This window comes from Niallia sp. Marseille-Q9988, assembly GCF_976954375.1.
Genome location: NZ_CDRJSZ010000008.1, coordinates 49,308 through 66,969 on the forward strand (window position 1 = coordinate 49,308; position 17,662 = coordinate 66,969).

Consider the following 17,662-nt stretch of genomic DNA (forward strand, 5'->3'; position numbering starts at 1 on the left):
CAACAGATAGTAAATAGGTTTTTTAGGTAAAAATATGGGGAATTATTTTAATCTTACCAGTGTACTTGGAGCTTATTTCCATTTGGGTCATAAAAGTGGAAAAAGGTGTGACCATTATCTTCTTTTATATCCTCCACCTTAACTTGATTATTAATTAAGTGTTGATGAAATTTAGATAATTCTGGACTTGTAAAACCAATGCTAAATTCTTGTTTATTATCAATTGTAAAATGTGCAAATGTTTCATCCTCAGTAGGAACTAAGATAAGTAAAAAAGGTCCTTCATTCACTTTTATAATGGCAAGTTCCTCTGTATTGTTTAGCAACTGCAGCCCTAGTACATCTCTATACCATTTTGCAGACAGTTCTAAATCTTTTACAGGAATTCGAATATAATGGACTTGTTCAATAAATGATTTACTCATAGCCTTCTCCCCTTTATTTAATCCGGTATATCTATATTCCCTTTCTATATCCCTATTTCCTTCCGATAATTGAATTAAATTAACCCTATCTTTATCGGAATGTTACCGGTGAAAGAACAACCGTTTGAAAAATTCAATAAACATTATTCATTTACAAACAAAAAAGTCCATTCCTTAGAAGCTAATCTATTCCTTAGGAAATGAACTTTTTCATCTTATTATTTTTTTCTAATAAAAGTCAATCCAATCGCTACAACTGATAAAACAATCGCGATAATGGAAAGAATCATATTTACATTCGTACCTTCATGTGCATGCTCGGTATCCTCGTCTGAAGCATGATGATCATCTGCTGTGTCATCTGTTGCTTCATCCGTTCCATGGCTATGTCCATGACTATCAACCGTTTCATTGGATTGAGCAATACTTGTAATAGAATGAGGTAATTCAGAATCACTGTCTCCTGTCCACTCGACAATGCTGCCATCTGCATAGTATTGGAATGCATCCCAGGCAATATCGCCAGGCTCTTTAGGATTTTGTGCTCTAAAGGTGAAGTCGCGGTATTGACCAGCTTTAATTGCCGTATCTTCTGATTCCGCTTCCCAAGTAACTGTAGCAACTTTCCCATTATCATCTGTTGTTGTAGTCGTCTTCCAGCCATCCACTGGTGCATACATTTTGAATTCCACATTTTCCGGAATCTTGATTGTAACTTTGGTTGTATCCACATTTTTTTCAACCGGTATTCTTACTTGATATGTTTCCCAAGCCTCTGTAGTTGATTGAGAAGGATTTACTGTCACATGAGCATTCACTGGTAATGCAATGAAAAAGACAGCTGCAAAAGCAACTAGTACCGATAATAATTTCTTGTTATGTATCATTTTTAAATCTCCTTTACTTTTTTACTGATTCCATAAAGAGAGGTTAACACTATCTCTCACGTGTTAACCTCCTTCATCATAACAAATCAAGTAACTTCATTCAAAGATAAAATAGCTGTTTTTGTGTCTATTCTGTGAACGTTTTATATCAAATGTATTTTTAACGAGCTATATCCTATTTTCGCCAAAATAAATCCTTTTTAATCTTCTACATCGCTTCAGGAGCGGATATACCTAGCAATCTTAATCCTTCTTTTAAAACAAGTGTTACTGCGTATACCAATGATAGTCTCGCTTGTTTCTCATCGTTTTCTTCCAAGATTTGAACATGTGCGTAGTATTTATTAAATGCTTTCGCTAAGTCGATAACATACTTGGCGATTTCAGAAGGATCATAATGCTCCATTGCTCTTTCCACACTTGTTGGAAAGTACATTAAACTCTTCACAATTGGAAAACTTCCATGATCCCACTGTAAGGCAGTAATGTTAGCTGGTTGGAAAAATTGTCCTTTCCGTAATAAGGAACACGCTCTTGCATGTGTATATTGGATATATGGTCCTGTTTCTCCTTCAAATTTAAGCATATCCTCTAAGGAAAATTCTATATCTGTTAACCGATAGTGCTTTAAATCATGAAAAATGATTGCCCCAGTTCCAACTTGCTTTGCTACTTCTTCTTTCTTTTTTAGAGAGGGGTTTTTTTCTTCGATATTTTTCTCTGCCAACTCGATTGCTGCTTGAAGTACCTCCTCTAATAGCACCACTTTCCCTTTTCTTGTAGACATTTTCTTGCCTTCTTTCAGCATCATACCAAATGGAATATGAGCCATTCCTTTTGCCCAATCATAACCCATTTTTTCTAATACTTGAAATAACTGCTTAAAATGGAGAGTTTGTTCATTGCCTACCACATATAAGCTTTTCTTAAAATGGTAAATATCCTGGCGATAGATCGCTGCCGCTAGATCCCGTGTTGCATAAAGAGTTGCTCCGTCGCTCTTTTTGATTAAGCATGGCGGGAAGTCTTCAAGCTCTACCACCTGTGCCCCTTCTGATTCGACTAAAAGCTGCTTCTCCTTTAATAACTTGACAACAGCTTCCATCTTGTCGTTAAAAAAAGCTTCTCCATCGTTTGAATCGAATGTTATTCCTAATAGTTGATAGATTTTATTAAACTCTTTTAACGATTCCTTTCGAAACCATTTCCAAAGTATTGTCGCTTCTTCATTTCCCTGCTCCAAATAATTAAACCATTTTCTCCCTTCCTCATTTAAGGCAGGATCTTTCTCGGCTTTCTCATGGAACAGAACATATAGCTTTAATAATTCTTTAATGGGATTTTTCCTTACTTCCTCTTCTATTCCCCATTTTTTATAGGCAACAATTAATTTCCCAAACTGTGTCCCCCAATCACCAAGATGATTAATGCGAATGGGGGTATAGCCATTTTTCTCTGCAATAAGTCCAATGGCATTCCCGATAACCGTTGAACGCAAATGCCCCATTGAAAATGGTTTGGCAATATTAGGAGAAGACAAATCAATTGTCATTACTCCTTTATCTTGCTGGATATCGCCATAATGCTCCTTTTGTTCAAGTATTTCCCCAATTACTTTAGAGGAAAGCAATTGCTGATTTAAATAAATATTAACATAGCCGCCAACAACTTCAACATGAGCAATTAGTGGAGACTCGATTTTTCCGGCAATCTCTGCAGCAATGAGCTGCGGTGCTTTCCGCATTGATTTCGAAAGGGTAAAGCATGGAAAAGCCAAATCTCCTAAATGAGCAAATTTCGGTTTTTCCAATAGTTGTTCAATCATTTCCTTTGTTAAATCTAAATATGGTTCTAATACGTTTGCTATTTCTGATTTGATGTCCATCTATTCTTCTCCTTTTTAAAGATAAAATAAAAAAGCCCCCACCTCTTCCAAACGAAGAGGCGAGAGCTTAAATTCCCGCGGTACCACTCTAATTGCTATTTCCATAACCACTTAAATCAGTTAACGGCCTGTCACCGATCATTCCTACTTCCATTTTCAGAATGATATCTCCAAAGTGCGTTTCACTAATTGTTCTACATTAGGCTTCCACCATCCCTAATTCGCTATCGCTTTCCAATTAGCTAGTCTCTTTTTCAACGACTTTCCATATTTTTTCTTATTATACACACACTCTCCGGAAGAATCCAACACTTTTTTGCTTTTTAAAAAAATCTGGCAAGCGCCAATCATTTCCATTTACATATAGTATGGAGGGAGGTGAAACGATAATGAATTTTCAAAATAGAGCTTTTGGTGGACATATAGGTGCAGTTGGTCCAGTTGGAGCTGGTGGATTTGCAGGTGTTGGCCATGGTGCTGTAGGAGTTGGAGCTATTCCTCTTGGTGCAGTTACGCCAGCAGCTGGCTTTACTGCAGGGAACCCACTAATTATTACTCCTTTCCATCATGTTCCTACTACTCATCAACAGCATTGGAATTATGGTCAAACTTTTCCCTCTTACTCTCAACCATATGGCTATAATCCAGCTTATTCTACTTACGGAAATTACCCATTTTATTAACTTAATGAAAAAGGCAACAACTAGACTCCCTTTAAAATCATAGGAATCTGGTTGCTGCTTATTTCAACTTTGAGCTATTATTCTGCAATAGTAACTTTTTTGTTTTTTCGCCAGCCGAGGAAGGTTACTACTAATCCCCCAAGTGAAAGGATTATACCAATAATGTATCCTACTAAACTTGCAGTACTTACATTATCCCCGTTTGGTGCACCGCCTCTTTCTTCCATCCCATTAAACGGCGTCATACCATTTTGATTATCCATTGAGAATCCATTGTCCTCTGTCGTATTGCTATTAGTATCTGAATCTGCATTTGTGTCTGTATTTGTGTCTGTATTTGTATTTGCAGATGCAGTTGCATTAGTCGGCGCTTGACCTTGGCCCATCATGCCTATTCTCTCAGAAGGTTCTTCTCTATTTACATATGATACAACTCCAATTGTTGATTGAACCAATAAGAATACCATCGCAAGGATCGCGATCCAATTTTGTATTTTCTTCACTTTCATCTCTCCTATCTGTAATGTATTTTTATTATGCTAGAGTTGGCTTAATTTTTTCTTAAATTTTTTTAATAGATGGAAAGATAAGAAGTATTTTTCTATCATTCTCTGAAGAATCGCGTTTGTTGTAATTATGAACGCTATTATTTCATAGCATTCTTTGAGAAATGGTTTTCATTTTGAATATGAACGCTACTTTTTCTCTCTTTCTTTTGAAAAATGGTTCTCATCTTGTTTACGAACACACTTTTCTCTTCCTCTTTCTGAAAAATGGTTCTCATCTCGTTTATGAACACCACTTTTCTCTTCTTTCTTTTGAAAAACGGTTTTCATCTCGTTTATGAACACCACTTTTCTCTACTTCCCTTTGAAAAATGGTTCTCATCTCGTTTATGAACACCACTTTTCTCTTCCTCTCTCCAAAAATGATTTTCATTCCATTTATGAACACTGCTTTTCCCCAATAAAAAAACCGATGGAAGCTGACTTTATGCTTACCTACTAGCATTGTCATTCCATCGGTTTTTTTTATTTAACTGGAATCCATATTTCCGAATAACAATCTTCGCTGGACGGATCATCTTCTGTGTAGCGTTCAAAAGAGATGAATCCTCCCTGTTTATAGCTGGTAGTTGGCATCCATTCCGAATAAATCTGTTTCCACACTTTCTGTATACTATGTGGCATAGGTCCATGTACTTCAAAAACTGCCCACTTAGATGCTGGAATGATAAGCTGGTCATATTTTGCTGACTTTTCTTCTGTAGCAACCGCTATCCAGTAATCCATGTCTTTCCCTGCAACTTCTGTTTGGTCTACACAAACACCAAGAACACCTGGTACTTTACCTACTGATAACATTAATAGTTCGTTTACTGTTCCCTCATTATTTACCTCTTCCCAAAGCTTAGGGATTTCACGAAGATTTTCATCTTCTTTAATTGAATAAGACTTTTTCAAACCTACAATAGTAAATGCTTCTTTCTCTACAATTTTTACCTTCATTGGTTCTGCCCCTTTCAGCTGTACTTGAATGACGAGTGGGTTATATATTTTCAGGCTGCCAACTCCTCTTCTCGTTTCACTCGGCGTAACACCATGCTGCCTGCGATATGCTTTTGTAAAAGCTTCAGGTGTTTCATATCCATATTTAAAAGCGATATCAATAATCTTTTCCCTTGAGTGAAGCAAGCTTTGCCCAGCTATTGTCAGCCGCCTTCTTCTTATATACTCCCCTACTGGTATTTCAGTAAGGATGGCGAATGTGCGTTGAAAGTGAAAAGCAGAAACATTCGCAACGCGCGCAATTTCTTCTATCTCAAGCTTTTCTTCTAAATTTTTTTCGATATAGTTCAATGCTTTTTGTAATCCTTCCAACCATGTCACCTTTCTCACATCCTTGGTACTATCATATAGTTATTATTAATCGTTTTCCGGTTCATTTCTGCTTTCTTTTGACAGATATGCGATTTGTTTTCTGATTGTCAAAATGACGGAGTAAATAGAGAATCGACCGCCCTAAATAAATACAAAATAAAGTACCAAATATAATGAGAGCAGCTAAATAGTTGTCAAATATCTTCTTACTAGCAAAGAATAATAATAAAAAAATTAATGCCACTAATAAATTTAAAATTGGATAATTTTTCATTTCTTTCCCATCCCTGCTTTATAATTTATGTATGTATTTCTCACGGTAAAATAGGCTGTCTATCCCGCTAACTGCTCGGTTTAGACAACCTATTCTACTTTAACAGAGAACGTATAATTAGGATTTCCTTGATCCCATTGGGCATAGATCATATATACATATATTCCTTTTTTGGCTGGAACAGTCATTTTGTTTCTGTCTACCTCTATAAATTCCTCTTCACCATCTTTAAATACTTTTGCAACCTGTAATGATCCATCTAAAGGTTTTTTATTAAAATCAATTGTGATGGTTGCATTCGGTTCCACTCGAACAGAACCATTTTTCAATCCCATATCCCAAGCTGATGCATAAACATAATCGACACAGGAGCCTTTCAAAGAACCTTGCCAGCAATTGGAGCCAATTGTTGTCGGTATTCTATTATTCTCCCATAGCACCTCAGGTTTTGGTGGCTTGGAAAAGTAAAATGTATCCATGAATACCCAAATACAAACAAAAATAAATGCTATTATTGTTACCACCATTAACATGCGAACCTTATTATCCCCTTTCATCCCTCTTTCATTATTGGACGATTGATATTGCAGAAAAGTTTCGATTTTTCATTATAAATAGAAAATTCAAGAGGAATTTTTACTCTCCACCGCCACCACAATCTCCCCCACTATCAGAGGAACCTCCACAGTCATTCCCTCCATCAAAGAATGATGTATTAGAGCTATCTGTTGGTCTTCCTGAATATGGTGGGAAATAATAGCTATTATCATGTTGACTTATATTATTTGTCTTTCCTTTTGATGAAGCATTAAAAATATTTACTATTAAGATCACAGCAAATACAATCATTATGAATCCTAACATAGCAAACTCCTCCCTTCTTATACTTATAGTTTGTATACGAACCTTACGCTGAAATAGTTTCATAATTTTTACAAATAAAAAACCCGAAAAGTAGCTATCCTACCTATCGGGAAAATTGATTATGCTCTTTTCTTTATTTCCTTTACTTTTTCCTTAACGGATGGCTTTCTTCTGTTAAAATAATAAAAAATTCTAGTTATCAGCAAAATAATAACAATTAATGCGAGTGGATTAATATTTGTGGAAAATACACCGTAGGGAATTAATGCAAGAATAAAGAAGTAAAAGAAATTTCCTATCGCTGTGCCAATAGTAAAAGGACGCAAGGAAATAGTACTTACACCTGCAATGATGTTTAAAATACTTGTCGGGAAGAAAGGAAAAACCCTACCATATATTACATATCTCATTCCTTTATGTTCGATTTTATCAAGCATATCTTGGTGATTTTTGACTTTTCTATGAACAAAATCTTGAAACCAAAAACGAGTAGCAAGAAAGATAAGCACCGCGGCTACGACACTAGAAAGCCAGCTCCACAAAAAACCATAAAAGAAGCCAAACGAGTAAAAATTAAGGGTAATAACCAATATTAACGGGATAACGGTAAAGCTATTTTGAATGATCATAATAAATAAACTTACTATAAGTGCATATGAAATATTATCATTAAATACAGATGTGACAGAATCAATCTCCCCTTGACGAATCGCCTGTAAGATATCTGTATAACGGATAAATAGAATAAAGAGGCTGATCGTCACAAAAAACGTGAATGGCTTCCAAAAATGTTTTATAATAAATCACCTTTTTCATAAATTATATGTCACATGCTAAAGAGTGGTACACTTTAGATGATTCATTTTACTACAAATTTATTCTTTTTCTTTTTTTTATAATTATCAGTTTTCTACCCTTTTTTATTTTCTATAAATCTGTGTTATCTAATAAATGTTCATGAATGGCATCAAACAATATATGATTGCACAAAAAAACACTATTCATTAGCATAAACCTTTAAAAATGAATAATGTCTTTTACCCAGTATATTGTCTACTTTTCTTGAGCAAGGCTAATATCTTCTTCTACCCTATTTAACCACTCAATGATAATAGAAGTAAATAACTTTGTTTGTTCAATCTGCAAATTATGCCCTGCTCTATCTAAAACAGCAAATGTTGCTCTAGAATAATTTTCAAGAATTGCAAATGCATCTTTATATCCAACCACAGAATCTTGTTTGCCAAGTAAAAAGACACTTGGTTTCTGAAATAGGACATCATCGATTGAAAAAGAAAATCCATAGCTCTCTTGAATTTTATCTAAGAATACAGAATCCGCTATTTTGCATCCTGACAGTATTTCTTCCTTATATCGCTTCCAATTGTAATCATCCAAAACTACTTGATTTGATTGGAAATCGCTAAGCTCATCTTCTGCTAAGCTTGCTAAAAATCCATGATCCGCATAAACAATTGTGTGGTCTGGAAGTAATCTCTTTTCTTTATCTGGTATAATCATAGGACAAATGAATGCAGCTCCTAATATTTGCTCTTTATGTTCCTTAATGATTCCTCTAGTTAAATAGCCACCATAGGATTCTCCTACGATTAAAAATGGTTGATTAGGTATCACCGTATGAATAAAGCTTACTACTGCTTCTAACATTCCATCCGAGTTATGTATTTTTTCGTAATCCCTAGTTTTTCCCATTCCAGGTAGATCAATATAGATTCGTCTCCATCCTTCCTTCTCTTTAAAGATAGGTTCCATACAACCGCTCAAAAGTCGATGATCTGGAGTAAATCCATGTACCATAATTATCGGAATTCCTGAACCTATATCTTCATAGTATATATTTGCGTTTTTCACTTTGCAGTATGGCATCTTTCAGTCTCCCTCTTAATTTACTCTAAAATATATATGTATCTATTGATGTAGCTTATTCAAATAATGAAATATTCAAGTCTTTTCCATAACAGAAAACAAGCAAGGTGTGTAATTGAGCTCTATGATGATAGATATGTGCGACTATTTCTAATAGCCATTCATACCTTGTATAGGTTACTCCCCAATAGGATGTCGTTCTTTCTTGTAATTCCGTTTCTGTGAGATTGCTATAGCTTTCTTTTAATGTTTCATAATTATAAGCGATAGCATCTTTTATAGCGTTCACACTTTTTAATGAAACACTAGAATAATATTCACTCATCTCTTTTTGTGTTGCACTGTTCGCTATCAATAAATCAGCCTTACAAATTACAGCAATATGTTCTAATAGCTCACCTATCGAACGCTTATTACTTGCAGGCATTTTCTGTAAGTCAGCCTCTTCTAATGTCTCTATTATTTCAATTATTGTTTTTAAAGCTATTTCCATTTGATTTAGTGCGCTAGTAATATATGTATTCTCCAATAACGCTCCTCCTAAAAAGAATATATGTTCGCATTTTGATTATAGACTATTCTATCATAAATTCAACACTAAAATTCGTTTATTCTGACTTTTAAACGAATCGACCTTTAGCTTATAATTTATTAGCCATGATTTGTCCTTGTTTAGCTCCTTTTCCATCTGCTATACTTTAAAAGAAACAAACAGGAAGTGTTATTTTATGAGACAAGCACTTATTATCATCGATATGCAAGAAATTTTCTTTAACCATCCCCAATACTATTTATTCAATAAGGATCAAATTTTACAAAACATCAATATACTAATCAATCAAGCTCACGAAAAAAATATTCAGGTTATTTTTATTCAACATACAGATTTAAATGATCAGGATGAGCTTTTTGAGGGAAAAGATGATTGGAAACTTCACCAAAATTTAATAGTTTCCTCTGAGGATAAGATAATCAAAAAAACAAAATGGGACGCTTTCTATCAAACAGAACTTTTGGATTATTTAAAAAGCATGAAAATAGAACAGCTTATATTTGCTGGTGCACAAACTGAATTTTGTCTTGATACTACTATTCGAGCAGCTTATAGCTTGGGATATCAAAATAATCTACTTTTCCAAAACACCCAAAGTACGATTAATGGCTCCGTTTTACATGCAGATGATATTATTAATCATCATGAAGCAATTTGGAATAATCGATTTCTGACAGTGATAAAAGGGGTATTAAAACTATAAAGGTTACAAATAAATTCATTGGCACTTTTATATTTCAAACATATCATTCCTTTAACATTTTATTTAAATCTTCTACTTTTGGAAAATAAAGTCGAAAAAAAGGAGTATAATGGAAATAAAAAAAGACGGAGGTTGTTGTTATGATTACCTTGCTAGAGGATATTGCTCCCTTCGGACTAAAAGACACGAAATTATATATCATGAAAACAACTGATTCTTTTGTTATTTCTATCCCTAAAATTAATTGGTCTACAGAACTCCGTAAATCAGAATCAGCCCATGATCAATTTAATCATTTACTTCATTCTTTAACATTTCACATGTTTGAAGGAAATTGCTCTGAACTAGCAGAATGTATCACGGCATCTCTTGGAAAGTATGAAAATTCATTGTAAGAAAGTCTCTATCCTTTCATTCATATAAAGTCATGCTTGAAGGCACAAAAGATCATCATCAGTGTTCTTTTGTGCCTTTTCCATCCATTAATTTTCTCCCTGCCTATTCTCTACTCTACAATTCATTGCATAAACCGATTCTCCTAAGCTAAAATGGGTAAATAAAGAACAGAATGTAAAGGAGTTTTTTTCTTGGAGTTTCTTTTTACAAGTAAACGATTAGGTTTTCGATTATTAACAATAGAAGATGTAGAAGCATGTGAACAGTTTTGGGGAAACGAAGAAGTCATGAAGTATTGTGGCGGAAGTACAGACTCTTCCTTACTTCCACAAGTTATTGACTTTTACGAGCAAAGTCAAGCTGACTTCGGTCTTTCTGTTTATGGAGTAGTTGATTTGGCTAGCAATCAGGTGATTGGGGCAGCTGGCTTTAATATAGAGGATTCCATAGACGAAGTAGAGCTAATTTTCCATTTTACAAAAGAAAATTGGAACAAAGGGTATGCGACAGAAGCGGCGATTGCATGTATGAAGTTTGCTGAAAAGCAAGGAAGTGTTCAAAAAGTAATTGCCTCTGCTAGTATTGAAAACAAGGCTTCTTTAGAAGTACTTGGCAAAATTGGCTTTCAGTATATGGGAATAAAATATTTCGAGGATACAGAACAGGAAGAAGCTTATTTTGGGTTTGTTTTTAAGTGAATGGATAATAGTTTTCTCAAGGGGAACAAGAATATTAACTTGACCCCTTGCCTACCGTACATTTAAAAAGGAAGTGGGAAATTTTGAATAATGAAAATAAAATTATTATAACTCCATTAAACATTGATTTAATAGAGGATATCAATAAGACAAATGATTATTTTAAGTTGTATGGCAGAGTTGTCCCTAGTTTACAATCAGGCAAATGGTCTTATAAAGAGATTCTTTTTGAAGAAATTAGAGAAACACGGTTTCCAGATGATAAACTTGATTGGAGCCAATATATAAATCGAGAGGATAAAGCTTTGTTTTTAGCTTATATGAATAATACTTGCATAGGACAAATTAGAATAATGAAGGATTGGAATCGCTTCTGTTATATTGAAAACATTGCTACAAAAAAAGATTATAGAGGAAATGGAATCGGAAAGTTGCTCTTAAATAAAGCGGAAGAGTGGGCAAAACAAAGAAATCTTATCGGGATGTCCTTGGAAGCACAAGATGATAATCTTGGTGCATGCAGATTTTATGTGAAACAAGGATTCATACTAGGTGGGGCTGATACACTAAAGCAGTCATATAATCCAATTATTGAGACCACTTTGTATTGGTATAAGTTATTCAAGTAATGGTGTTAGTTAATAAACACACATACTGTTTAAAAAGCCAAGCGTTCATATACATGAAAATAGTAAGAATAAGGGTTATTTTCATCTGTTATTCCTTGGGTAACAGATGTCTCCTTCCATTCCGTGCAAATCAACATTTGGAAAGAAAGTGTCACCTTCAAATTCTGCATGAATCTTGGTTATATACATTGTTTCTACATATGGAAGAAATATTCTATAAATTACTTCTCCGCCAAAAATAAATATTTCTTCTTCCTTTTCACATAATGTAAAGACTTCATCTAGTGAATGAGCCATTTCACAGCCATCAAATACTATTTCTCTGTCTCTAGATAAGACGATATTCCTTCTGCTACTTAGTGCTCTTCCAATAGATTGAAAGTTTTTTCTTCCTAAAATAATTGGATGCCCTGAAGTAATCTTTTTCACATACTCCCAATCTCTCGGAATTCTCCAAGGAATATCATTATCCTTCCCAATTACTCTGTTTTTGTCCATCGCTACAATTAAAGAGTCCTTCATGAAGCACTCCCCCTATTGACTTATGTAAAATAGCTTAATAGTCGATCAAAAGAATCAATCTCCGCAAATGGTTTTATCTTGGTAGCGTTCTTAATCTTACGTGGATTAAACCATATACCTTTTAAATTGGCATTTTGACAACCACCAATATCACTTTCTATGTCATCCCCAACAAATAATGTATCCTCTGGCTGCACATTAAGCTTATTTAAAACTAGCTCAAATATGCGTTTGTCCGGTTTACTAATTCCTACTTCATCGGAAATGATGATGGTATCAAAATAATGATGTAAATTGGTGTTGATTATTTTTGCTTTTTGTCTTTGAACAGTACCATTTGTGATAATTGCAACCTTCACTAGGCTCTTTAACCTATTAACTATATTAATCGTATCTTGATTCACAGAAAAACAATACGGAAAATGATTATTCCAAAAAACTAAGATATCATTGTGTGGTATTCTGTATTTCGGTGGAAACGCATCGAAAAATGCTTCCAAAACCTTTGTTTTATCCTTTTGACCATAGCATTTCTTATCCTGTTCTTTGAATTCTTGCAGCATTTCTTTTTTTAAGGAATCGTTAATATCCTCATAACATTTTTCTAACATAATGAAAAACAGTTTATCTACGGCATTATCTCTATCAAGCAAGGTGTCATCTAAATCAAATAGCACTGCTTTGTAGTTGCTCATATAATTTCATCGCCTTTCTTACCCTTACCATTTAAAATTCCACATAAAAAGGTTGGCTACTTTCATCCAAACATTTCTCTATTCTTTCTCTAAAATTCTTATGTGTCACCATTTCCAACGCTTTCTCAATGGAAAAATACCCTACTTCCAAACTTTCTGGAGAAGTGGTTAATTCCCCTCCAACTGGTTTTGCTAAAAACAGCGTATTGCATATAGAACGGTTGACATTTTGAAAGATTCCACAAAATTTGATTACTTCAATATCAATACCTGATTCTTCTTTCGCTTCTCTAACTGCAGCATCTTTCAAGGACTCTCCCTCTTCCACTTGTCCGCCTGGCATTTCCCAGCCTCTTTTAGGTCCCTTGATTAATAGAATTTCGCCCTGTTCATTGATAACAATCGTCGCTGCTGAAACGATATGTTTTGGCGGTGACCATTGCTGTTGTGTACTTTTAATCAATTGATTTCCCTCCGTTCTTTTTAGAGCTTTTCTACCCTTGCATTTCCTCCACTGTTTTAATAATTCGATAGAATGCTTGATTAATAGGTGTTTCGATGCCAAGCTTCTGACCATAATCGATAACTTTTTCGGCAAATAAAGCGACTTCTGTTTTTCTGCCAGCTTCGATATCCTGCAACATTGATGTCTTTCCTGTTCCGCCAACTTTGCTTAATACATTGGCAAAAAAATAATCCACGTCTTTTTCTGTTAGGTCAATCTCCTTAGCCTGAGCAAGCTGAATTACTTCCTTCATCGCACTTTTTGCTAGTTCTCTTGCTGGTCCTTCTTTTTGAAAGAAGGCATATGGAGCTCTCGTTACAGCGGAAGCTTGATTCATGCCTACGTTAATCATGAACTTATTCCATAGTGCTCGTTCCATATCTTCTGGTACATCAACTGGTATGCTTGCTCTTTCTAAGCATTCTCTGACCTCTTTTACGCAATCCGTCAGCTCTATATTTACTCTTTCCCCAAAAGTGATAATCCCAGGAGTACTGTAATAGATTCGATTGCCTTCTCTTGTTGAGTCAATACCATTGCAGATGGAATAGAGAATTTTTTCTTCCCCATAGCTTTGTGCTATTTCTTCCTCGCTTGTAATCCCATTTAATAAGGAAAGAATTACTGTTTTCCCTCCTACAAATGGACGAATTAGGGAGATTGCTTCTTGAAGCTGTCCATATTTTACTGCAAGAATAATCAGTTCAAAGGCTTCTGATTGTGTTTCATGATTGATGTACTGAAAGGAGGTTTCCTCCCCGTTTATATAGTACTTTTCTTTTTCGTATTTTGTTTTTCTATGCTCATCGACAATAATTTGTACTTCTAATCCTTCTACTTCCTGAAGCATTTTGCCGTATACTGCACCAATTGCTCCAAGTCCTACGATACCGATTTTTTTGATGGTCACTTTTCTTTCCTTCTTTCTGCAATTATTCATAATCTTTTAAATTATTCTAACATATATTTCTAGTAAAAATACTTCCTTTTCATCAACGAAAAGGAAGTATCTTCTATCCTATCTTATCTTTACCTGCTTCAATCGCTTTGTTAATGGCTTTGCGAATGATTGCTTTCTCTTCTACATCTTTATGTTCCTTCAGTATATCGCATACAATTTTCCTTGAAGTCACTTCATTTCTCATTATCGGGTAAACCAATGAATACAAATATGCCGCTTGTTTTCTATATATGGTTAGTTTCACTGCATGTTATTTACAGGAAGCACGAGCGTTATTTTAAATAAATCTCCATCTGTATCAATCGTCATTACTCCCTCATGAAGGTCGATAATCGATTTTGCAATCGCAAGTCCAAGTCCGGATCCTTCCGTATGTCTAGAGGTATCCCCTCGTTTAAAACGCTCAAATAATTCATCCATATTGTCATCTAGTTCATACTTAGAAATATTTTTAAATTGAAGAATCGCTTGCCCTTTTTCTTGTTTAATCGAAAGGTAGACACGAGAATGCTTCAAGGAATACTTCAAAATATTTCCTATTAAATTATCAAATACTCTCCATAGTTTTTGCCCATCTACTACTGCATTAATCGACGGCTCTTGATTGGTTACACGAAAATCAAGAGTAGAGGATTTGATTGTTTCATCATATTCTCCTAATGCTTGCTGTAAAAGCTGCACTAAATCTACCTTTTCCTTCTTCAATTCCACATTGCCGCTAACCATTTTCGAAACTTCAAATAAATCATCAATCAATACTTTCAACCGCTGTGATTTACGGTCAATAATGGCCAGATAACCATCTTTTTCTTCCTCTGATAGATGTTTATTTTTCAATAATTCCGTATAGTTAATGATGGATGTTAAAGGTGTTCGTAGATCGTGACTGACATTCGTAATTAATTCGGTTTTTAGGCGTTCGCTTTTTTCCTGGGCTGTCTTTGAAACAATTACCCCAGATGTTAACGTATTAATATGATCCGCAAATGCTGTTAATTCTTTCGCCCCTTGGATTGATATTTCTTGATGTAAGTCCCCATTTATTACCGCATTCGTTTGTGCAAGCAGCTTACTAAAAGCCTTTATATTTCTCACCACAAAAATAATAACTGGAATTCCAATGATAAGGGCAGCTACTAAATAGAATGGGATAAGAATTTGCAATACCAGACTTATTGGTAAAAATAGACCTAACATAAAAATCACTAGCAAGCTACCAATCGCTTTTTTGGTAAAATCTCTACTGGATAGAAGCTGTGAAATAGCTGTTTTCATCTTATTTAAACTTATACTTATAAAAGTATTTTTCCACTTTATTTTCTCTTTAAATAGTAGATAGCCTTGAATGAGAGATAGTGTTACAAATACCCATGCTAAAAGAAGAAAGGCAAGAATATCACCCCAATTCCCTCCTAATTCATTCACCTCCATGGATAGTTGGTCCCCGATTCCCCATAGTCCAATAACAGCTATAATAGTACTTATCACCAATAGCATATATCGGATATCAATTGGAACCTTTCGATAAGAAGGATAGTCCCATTGCGCAAAGCTGATTTTCCTTTTTACAAGCATGAAAATACATACTACTAAACTGATAATGCTCAATGAGCTTCCAAAAATCATTTTCTTTTGATAAGCATAATACTTATTCTCTTCCTCTATCAGCAAACTACCATTACTTAATTTTTTTGGAACAGCAACGACTCCTTCATAATTACCAATCTCTTTTTTTAACTGATTTACGATAGTAGGCGTATTTTCATCTTCCCATGACCACATTGTAAATCCATTATCCCTGTAGATTATTGATTGTCCTGGCAAATTTAACTTCTCTGTTTCCGCAGTAAAATAGTAGTTGCCGAAGAAATTTGCATTTTCCTTGTTAATTATCTTATCTACTGTTTCTTCTGGAGAAAGAGTCATATTAGTTACAACTGCTTCCGTTTTACTATTTTTTAAATAATAATAGAATGATTGAGCCCATTGCTCAAATTCATATTTTGTATTTTCCAAATCTCGATAATATCGATCTACCTCTAATTGCTTTTCTTCTTTTATTTTTTCTTGGACATATTCATCATTTGGCAATAGCTCTGTGATTTCCTTTATATCTCGATCTCTTTCTTCTGTTAAAAGCTCCTCTGCTGCATCATCGCCATTTTCGATTGCTAGGGCTATATCTTCTTCATATTGCTCATTAATTAATTGCATTTGTTCATTTAGACTTGCGTATGAATCACGATATTCAGCGATTTCTTCTTTCGTGACGCTGATGTTCTTTTTCGCTTCTTCTATTGGCACCTGATATAACTGATAATCACTTAATAGTTCTGTAAAATACATTCGTTTGTCTTCAAACTTGGTGGAGTCATAATAATTTGTATGTATATATTGCGTTAGCCATATTTTTAGCGGCGCTAGCCCACTAAGCCCTATCGTAACCAACAATGTCCAAACAATAAAAACTACAATAAAAACCCCTCTACTTCTCCATTTTGTAGCCAATGCCCCACACCACCTTTAAAAAACGCGGATTTTTTGGATCCACTTCGATTTTCTCGCGTATTTTTCGAATATGTACCGCGACTGTATTTTCGGCATTGTATCCAGGTTCCTTCCATACACTTTCATAAATCTCCGCAATGGAAAACACTCTGCCTGCATTTTTCATCAATAAAACAACGATTTTATATTCAATTGGCGTTAGCTTTACACTTTCTCCATTTACCGCTACTTCTTTTGCCTCCTGGTCTAATGTTAATCCATGCAGGTCTATTTTTTTCTTCACACCATCAAAGGTTCCAAGTGTCACATATCTTCGTAATTGCGATTTCACTCTTGCGACTAGTTCCATTGGATTGAATGGTTTTGTGATATAATCATCAGCGCCTATTTGCAAGCCTAAGATTTTATCCGTATCTTCACTTTTTGCCGTCAGCATAATTATCGGGATATTTTTTTGTTCACGAATTTTATAAGTAGCAGAAATCCCATCTAAATTCGGCATCATAATATCCATTAGAATTAAATGAACAGTTTGTTCCATTAAAATATCCAATGCCTCTAGGCCATCACTTGCTTTTAAAACGGTAATCCCTTCGTTTTTAAGATATATTTCAATGGCATCTCTAATTTCTTTCTCATCATCCACTACTAGCACACTTACTTTCTCCAACAACAACCACCTGCTTTCTCTCTCTTCGCTGTCTCTA

23 protein-coding genes, 1 pseudogene and 1 other annotated feature are annotated in these 17,662 nt (G+C 34.7%); of the genes and pseudogenes, 5 read left to right on the forward strand and 19 right to left on the reverse strand.

Annotated elements, in window-relative coordinates; all coding sequences use genetic code 11:
- Positions 1 to 53: 53 nt before the first annotated feature.
- From ACWNMZ_RS15495 to argS, 3 genes are all read right to left on the reverse strand, one after another.
- A complete protein-coding gene (locus ACWNMZ_RS15495; RefSeq protein ID WP_031537825.1) occupies positions 54 to 425 on the reverse strand; it encodes a VOC family protein in 372 nt (123 codons plus the stop codon).
- A gap of 218 nt (positions 426 to 643) precedes the next feature.
- Entirely contained in the window at positions 644 to 1,312 is a 669-nt protein-coding gene (locus tag ACWNMZ_RS15500) for a YcnI family copper-binding membrane protein (protein WP_031537824.1), read from the reverse strand.
- A 208-nt stretch (positions 1,313 to 1,520) separates the two neighbouring features.
- Positions 1,521 to 3,197 (reverse strand): arginine--tRNA ligase, encoded by a 1,677-nt coding sequence (gene argS, locus ACWNMZ_RS15505; RefSeq protein ID WP_441130920.1) that lies wholly within the window; start codon positions 3,195 to 3,197, stop codon positions 1,521 to 1,523.
- A gap of 52 nt (positions 3,198 to 3,249) precedes the next feature.
- Positions 3,250 to 3,464, reverse strand: a binding site (T-box leader).
- A 122-nt stretch (positions 3,465 to 3,586) separates the two neighbouring features.
- Between argS and ACWNMZ_RS15510 the strand changes: the two genes are divergently transcribed.
- Entirely contained in the window at positions 3,587 to 3,880 is a 294-nt protein-coding gene (locus ACWNMZ_RS15510; protein ID WP_031537821.1) for a hypothetical protein, read from the forward strand.
- 77 nt (positions 3,881 to 3,957) lie between these two features.
- On the opposite strand, the gene ACWNMZ_RS15515 is transcribed toward ACWNMZ_RS15510, so the two are convergent.
- The 9 genes from ACWNMZ_RS15515 to ACWNMZ_RS15555 form a co-directional block, all read right to left on the reverse strand.
- A complete protein-coding gene (locus ACWNMZ_RS15515; protein WP_031537820.1) occupies positions 3,958 to 4,383 on the reverse strand; it encodes a hypothetical protein in 426 nt (141 codons plus the stop codon).
- 192 nt (positions 4,384 to 4,575) lie between these two features.
- On the reverse strand, positions 4,576 to 4,734 hold the full coding sequence (locus ACWNMZ_RS15520; protein ID WP_204375766.1) for a hypothetical protein: 159 nt from the start codon (positions 4,732 to 4,734) through the stop codon (positions 4,576 to 4,578).
- 177 nt (positions 4,735 to 4,911) lie between these two features.
- Positions 4,912 to 5,769, reverse strand: coding sequence for an AraC family transcriptional regulator (locus ACWNMZ_RS15525; protein WP_235251839.1), 858 nt, complete (start codon positions 5,767 to 5,769; stop codon positions 4,912 to 4,914).
- Between the two features lie 52 nt (positions 5,770 to 5,821).
- Positions 5,822 to 6,034, reverse strand: a complete 213-nt coding sequence (locus ACWNMZ_RS15530; RefSeq protein WP_235251840.1) for a hypothetical protein — start codon at positions 6,032 to 6,034, stop codon at positions 5,822 to 5,824.
- 89 nt (positions 6,035 to 6,123) lie between these two features.
- Positions 6,124 to 6,591 carry a hypothetical protein gene (locus tag ACWNMZ_RS15535; RefSeq protein ID WP_031537815.1) on the reverse strand — a complete coding sequence of 156 codons (468 nt, stop codon included), beginning with the start codon at positions 6,589 to 6,591 and terminating at the stop codon, positions 6,124 to 6,126.
- A gap of 79 nt (positions 6,592 to 6,670) precedes the next feature.
- Positions 6,671 to 6,898: a hypothetical protein gene (locus tag ACWNMZ_RS15540; protein ID WP_031537814.1), complete on the reverse strand. Its 228-nt coding sequence runs from the start codon at positions 6,896 to 6,898 to the stop codon at positions 6,671 to 6,673.
- A 119-nt stretch (positions 6,899 to 7,017) separates the two neighbouring features.
- Entirely contained in the window at positions 7,018 to 7,662 is a 645-nt protein-coding gene (locus ACWNMZ_RS15545; RefSeq protein ID WP_441132110.1) for a VTT domain-containing protein, read from the reverse strand.
- Positions 7,663 to 7,951: 289 nt separating this feature from the next.
- A complete protein-coding gene (locus tag ACWNMZ_RS15550; RefSeq protein WP_031537810.1) occupies positions 7,952 to 8,785 on the reverse strand; it encodes an alpha/beta fold hydrolase in 834 nt (277 codons plus the stop codon).
- A 55-nt stretch (positions 8,786 to 8,840) separates the two neighbouring features.
- The gene (locus tag ACWNMZ_RS15555; protein ID WP_031537809.1) at positions 8,841 to 9,278 is read right to left on the reverse strand and encodes a DinB family protein; all 438 of its coding nucleotides are present in this window, start codon (positions 9,276 to 9,278) and stop codon (positions 8,841 to 8,843) included.
- A gap of 235 nt (positions 9,279 to 9,513) precedes the next feature.
- On the opposite strand from ACWNMZ_RS15555, the gene ACWNMZ_RS15560 reads away from it, so the two are divergent.
- The 4 genes from ACWNMZ_RS15560 to ACWNMZ_RS15575 all read left to right on the forward strand — a co-directional run bounded on the left by ACWNMZ_RS15560 (position 9,514) and on the right by ACWNMZ_RS15575 (position 11,764).
- Entirely contained in the window at positions 9,514 to 10,041 is a 528-nt protein-coding gene (locus tag ACWNMZ_RS15560; RefSeq protein ID WP_031537807.1) for an isochorismatase family protein, read from the forward strand.
- 140 nt (positions 10,042 to 10,181) lie between these two features.
- The gene (locus ACWNMZ_RS15565) at positions 10,182 to 10,436 is read left to right on the forward strand and encodes a YueH family protein (RefSeq protein ID WP_048717823.1); all 255 of its coding nucleotides are present in this window, start codon (positions 10,182 to 10,184) and stop codon (positions 10,434 to 10,436) included.
- A gap of 192 nt (positions 10,437 to 10,628) precedes the next feature.
- Positions 10,629 to 11,135, forward strand: coding sequence for a GNAT family N-acetyltransferase (locus ACWNMZ_RS15570; RefSeq protein WP_031537805.1), 507 nt, complete (start codon positions 10,629 to 10,631; stop codon positions 11,133 to 11,135).
- 83 nt (positions 11,136 to 11,218) lie between these two features.
- Positions 11,219 to 11,764, forward strand: coding sequence for a GNAT family N-acetyltransferase (locus tag ACWNMZ_RS15575; RefSeq protein WP_235251843.1), 546 nt, complete (start codon positions 11,219 to 11,221; stop codon positions 11,762 to 11,764).
- 29 nt (positions 11,765 to 11,793) lie between these two features.
- Here ACWNMZ_RS15575 and ACWNMZ_RS15580 read toward each other — a convergent pair.
- The 7 genes and pseudogenes from ACWNMZ_RS15580 to ACWNMZ_RS15610 all read right to left on the reverse strand — a co-directional run bounded on the left by ACWNMZ_RS15580 (position 11,794) and on the right by ACWNMZ_RS15610 (position 17,625).
- Positions 11,794 to 12,286 (reverse strand): annotated as a pseudogene (locus tag ACWNMZ_RS15580) (dihydrofolate reductase).
- A 20-nt stretch (positions 12,287 to 12,306) separates the two neighbouring features.
- Positions 12,307 to 12,981, reverse strand: a complete 675-nt coding sequence (locus ACWNMZ_RS15585) for an HAD family hydrolase (protein WP_031537801.1) — start codon at positions 12,979 to 12,981, stop codon at positions 12,307 to 12,309.
- 31 nt (positions 12,982 to 13,012) lie between these two features.
- Complete coding sequence (locus ACWNMZ_RS15590) at positions 13,013 to 13,444, reverse strand: NUDIX hydrolase (protein WP_031537800.1); 432 nt, start codon at positions 13,442 to 13,444, stop codon at positions 13,013 to 13,015.
- Positions 13,445 to 13,475: 31 nt separating this feature from the next.
- A complete protein-coding gene (locus ACWNMZ_RS15595; RefSeq protein ID WP_441132107.1) occupies positions 13,476 to 14,396 on the reverse strand; it encodes a 2-dehydropantoate 2-reductase in 921 nt (306 codons plus the stop codon).
- Between the two features lie 103 nt (positions 14,397 to 14,499).
- The gene (locus tag ACWNMZ_RS15600; protein ID WP_449598677.1) at positions 14,500 to 14,691 is read right to left on the reverse strand and encodes a hypothetical protein; all 192 of its coding nucleotides are present in this window, start codon (positions 14,689 to 14,691) and stop codon (positions 14,500 to 14,502) included.
- On the reverse strand, positions 14,688 to 16,955 hold the full coding sequence (locus ACWNMZ_RS15605; RefSeq protein WP_449598678.1) for a histidine kinase dimerization/phospho-acceptor domain-containing protein: 2,268 nt from the start codon (positions 16,953 to 16,955) through the stop codon (positions 14,688 to 14,690). The genes ACWNMZ_RS15600 and ACWNMZ_RS15605 overlap by 4 nt, the downstream gene beginning before the upstream one ends.
- Complete coding sequence (locus tag ACWNMZ_RS15610; RefSeq protein WP_031537795.1) at positions 16,933 to 17,625, reverse strand: response regulator transcription factor; 693 nt, start codon at positions 17,623 to 17,625, stop codon at positions 16,933 to 16,935. Before ACWNMZ_RS15610 ends, ACWNMZ_RS15605 begins: the two co-directional genes overlap by 23 nt.
- Positions 17,626 to 17,662 lie beyond the last annotated feature (37 nt).

Bases quoted from the DNA above. Each gene is read 5' to 3' on its own strand.
- ACWNMZ_RS15585 (WP_031537801.1), bottom strand. From the start codon at position 12,981: ATGAGCAACTACAAAGCAGTGCTATTTGATTTAGATGACACCTTGCTT.
- ACWNMZ_RS15535 (WP_031537815.1), bottom strand. From the start codon at position 6,591: ATGAAAGGGGATAATAAGGTTCGCATGTTAATGGTGGTAACAATAATA.
- ACWNMZ_RS15560 (WP_031537807.1), top strand. From the start codon at position 9,514: ATGAGACAAGCACTTATTATCATCGATATGCAAGAAATTTTCTTTAAC.
- ACWNMZ_RS15565 (WP_048717823.1), top strand. From the start codon at position 10,182: ATGATTACCTTGCTAGAGGATATTGCTCCCTTCGGACTAAAAGACACG.
- argS (WP_441130920.1), bottom strand. From the start codon at position 3,197: ATGGACATCAAATCAGAAATAGCAAACGTATTAGAACCATATTTAGAT.
- ACWNMZ_RS15500 (WP_031537824.1), bottom strand. From the start codon at position 1,312: ATGATACATAACAAGAAATTATTATCGGTACTAGTTGCTTTTGCAGCT.
- ACWNMZ_RS15540 (WP_031537814.1), bottom strand. From the start codon at position 6,898: ATGTTAGGATTCATAATGATTGTATTTGCTGTGATCTTAATAGTAAAT.
- ACWNMZ_RS15555 (WP_031537809.1), bottom strand. From the start codon at position 9,278: ATGGAAATAGCTTTAAAAACAATAATTGAAATAATAGAGACATTAGAA.
- ACWNMZ_RS15510 (WP_031537821.1), top strand. From the start codon at position 3,587: ATGAATTTTCAAAATAGAGCTTTTGGTGGACATATAGGTGCAGTTGGT.
- ACWNMZ_RS15495 (WP_031537825.1), bottom strand. From the start codon at position 425: ATGAGTAAATCATTTATTGAACAAGTCCATTATATTCGAATTCCTGTA.
- ACWNMZ_RS15550 (WP_031537810.1), bottom strand. From the start codon at position 8,785: ATGCCATACTGCAAAGTGAAAAACGCAAATATATACTATGAAGATATA.
- ACWNMZ_RS15530 (WP_235251840.1), bottom strand. From the start codon at position 6,034: ATGAAAAATTATCCAATTTTAAATTTATTAGTGGCATTAATTTTTTTA.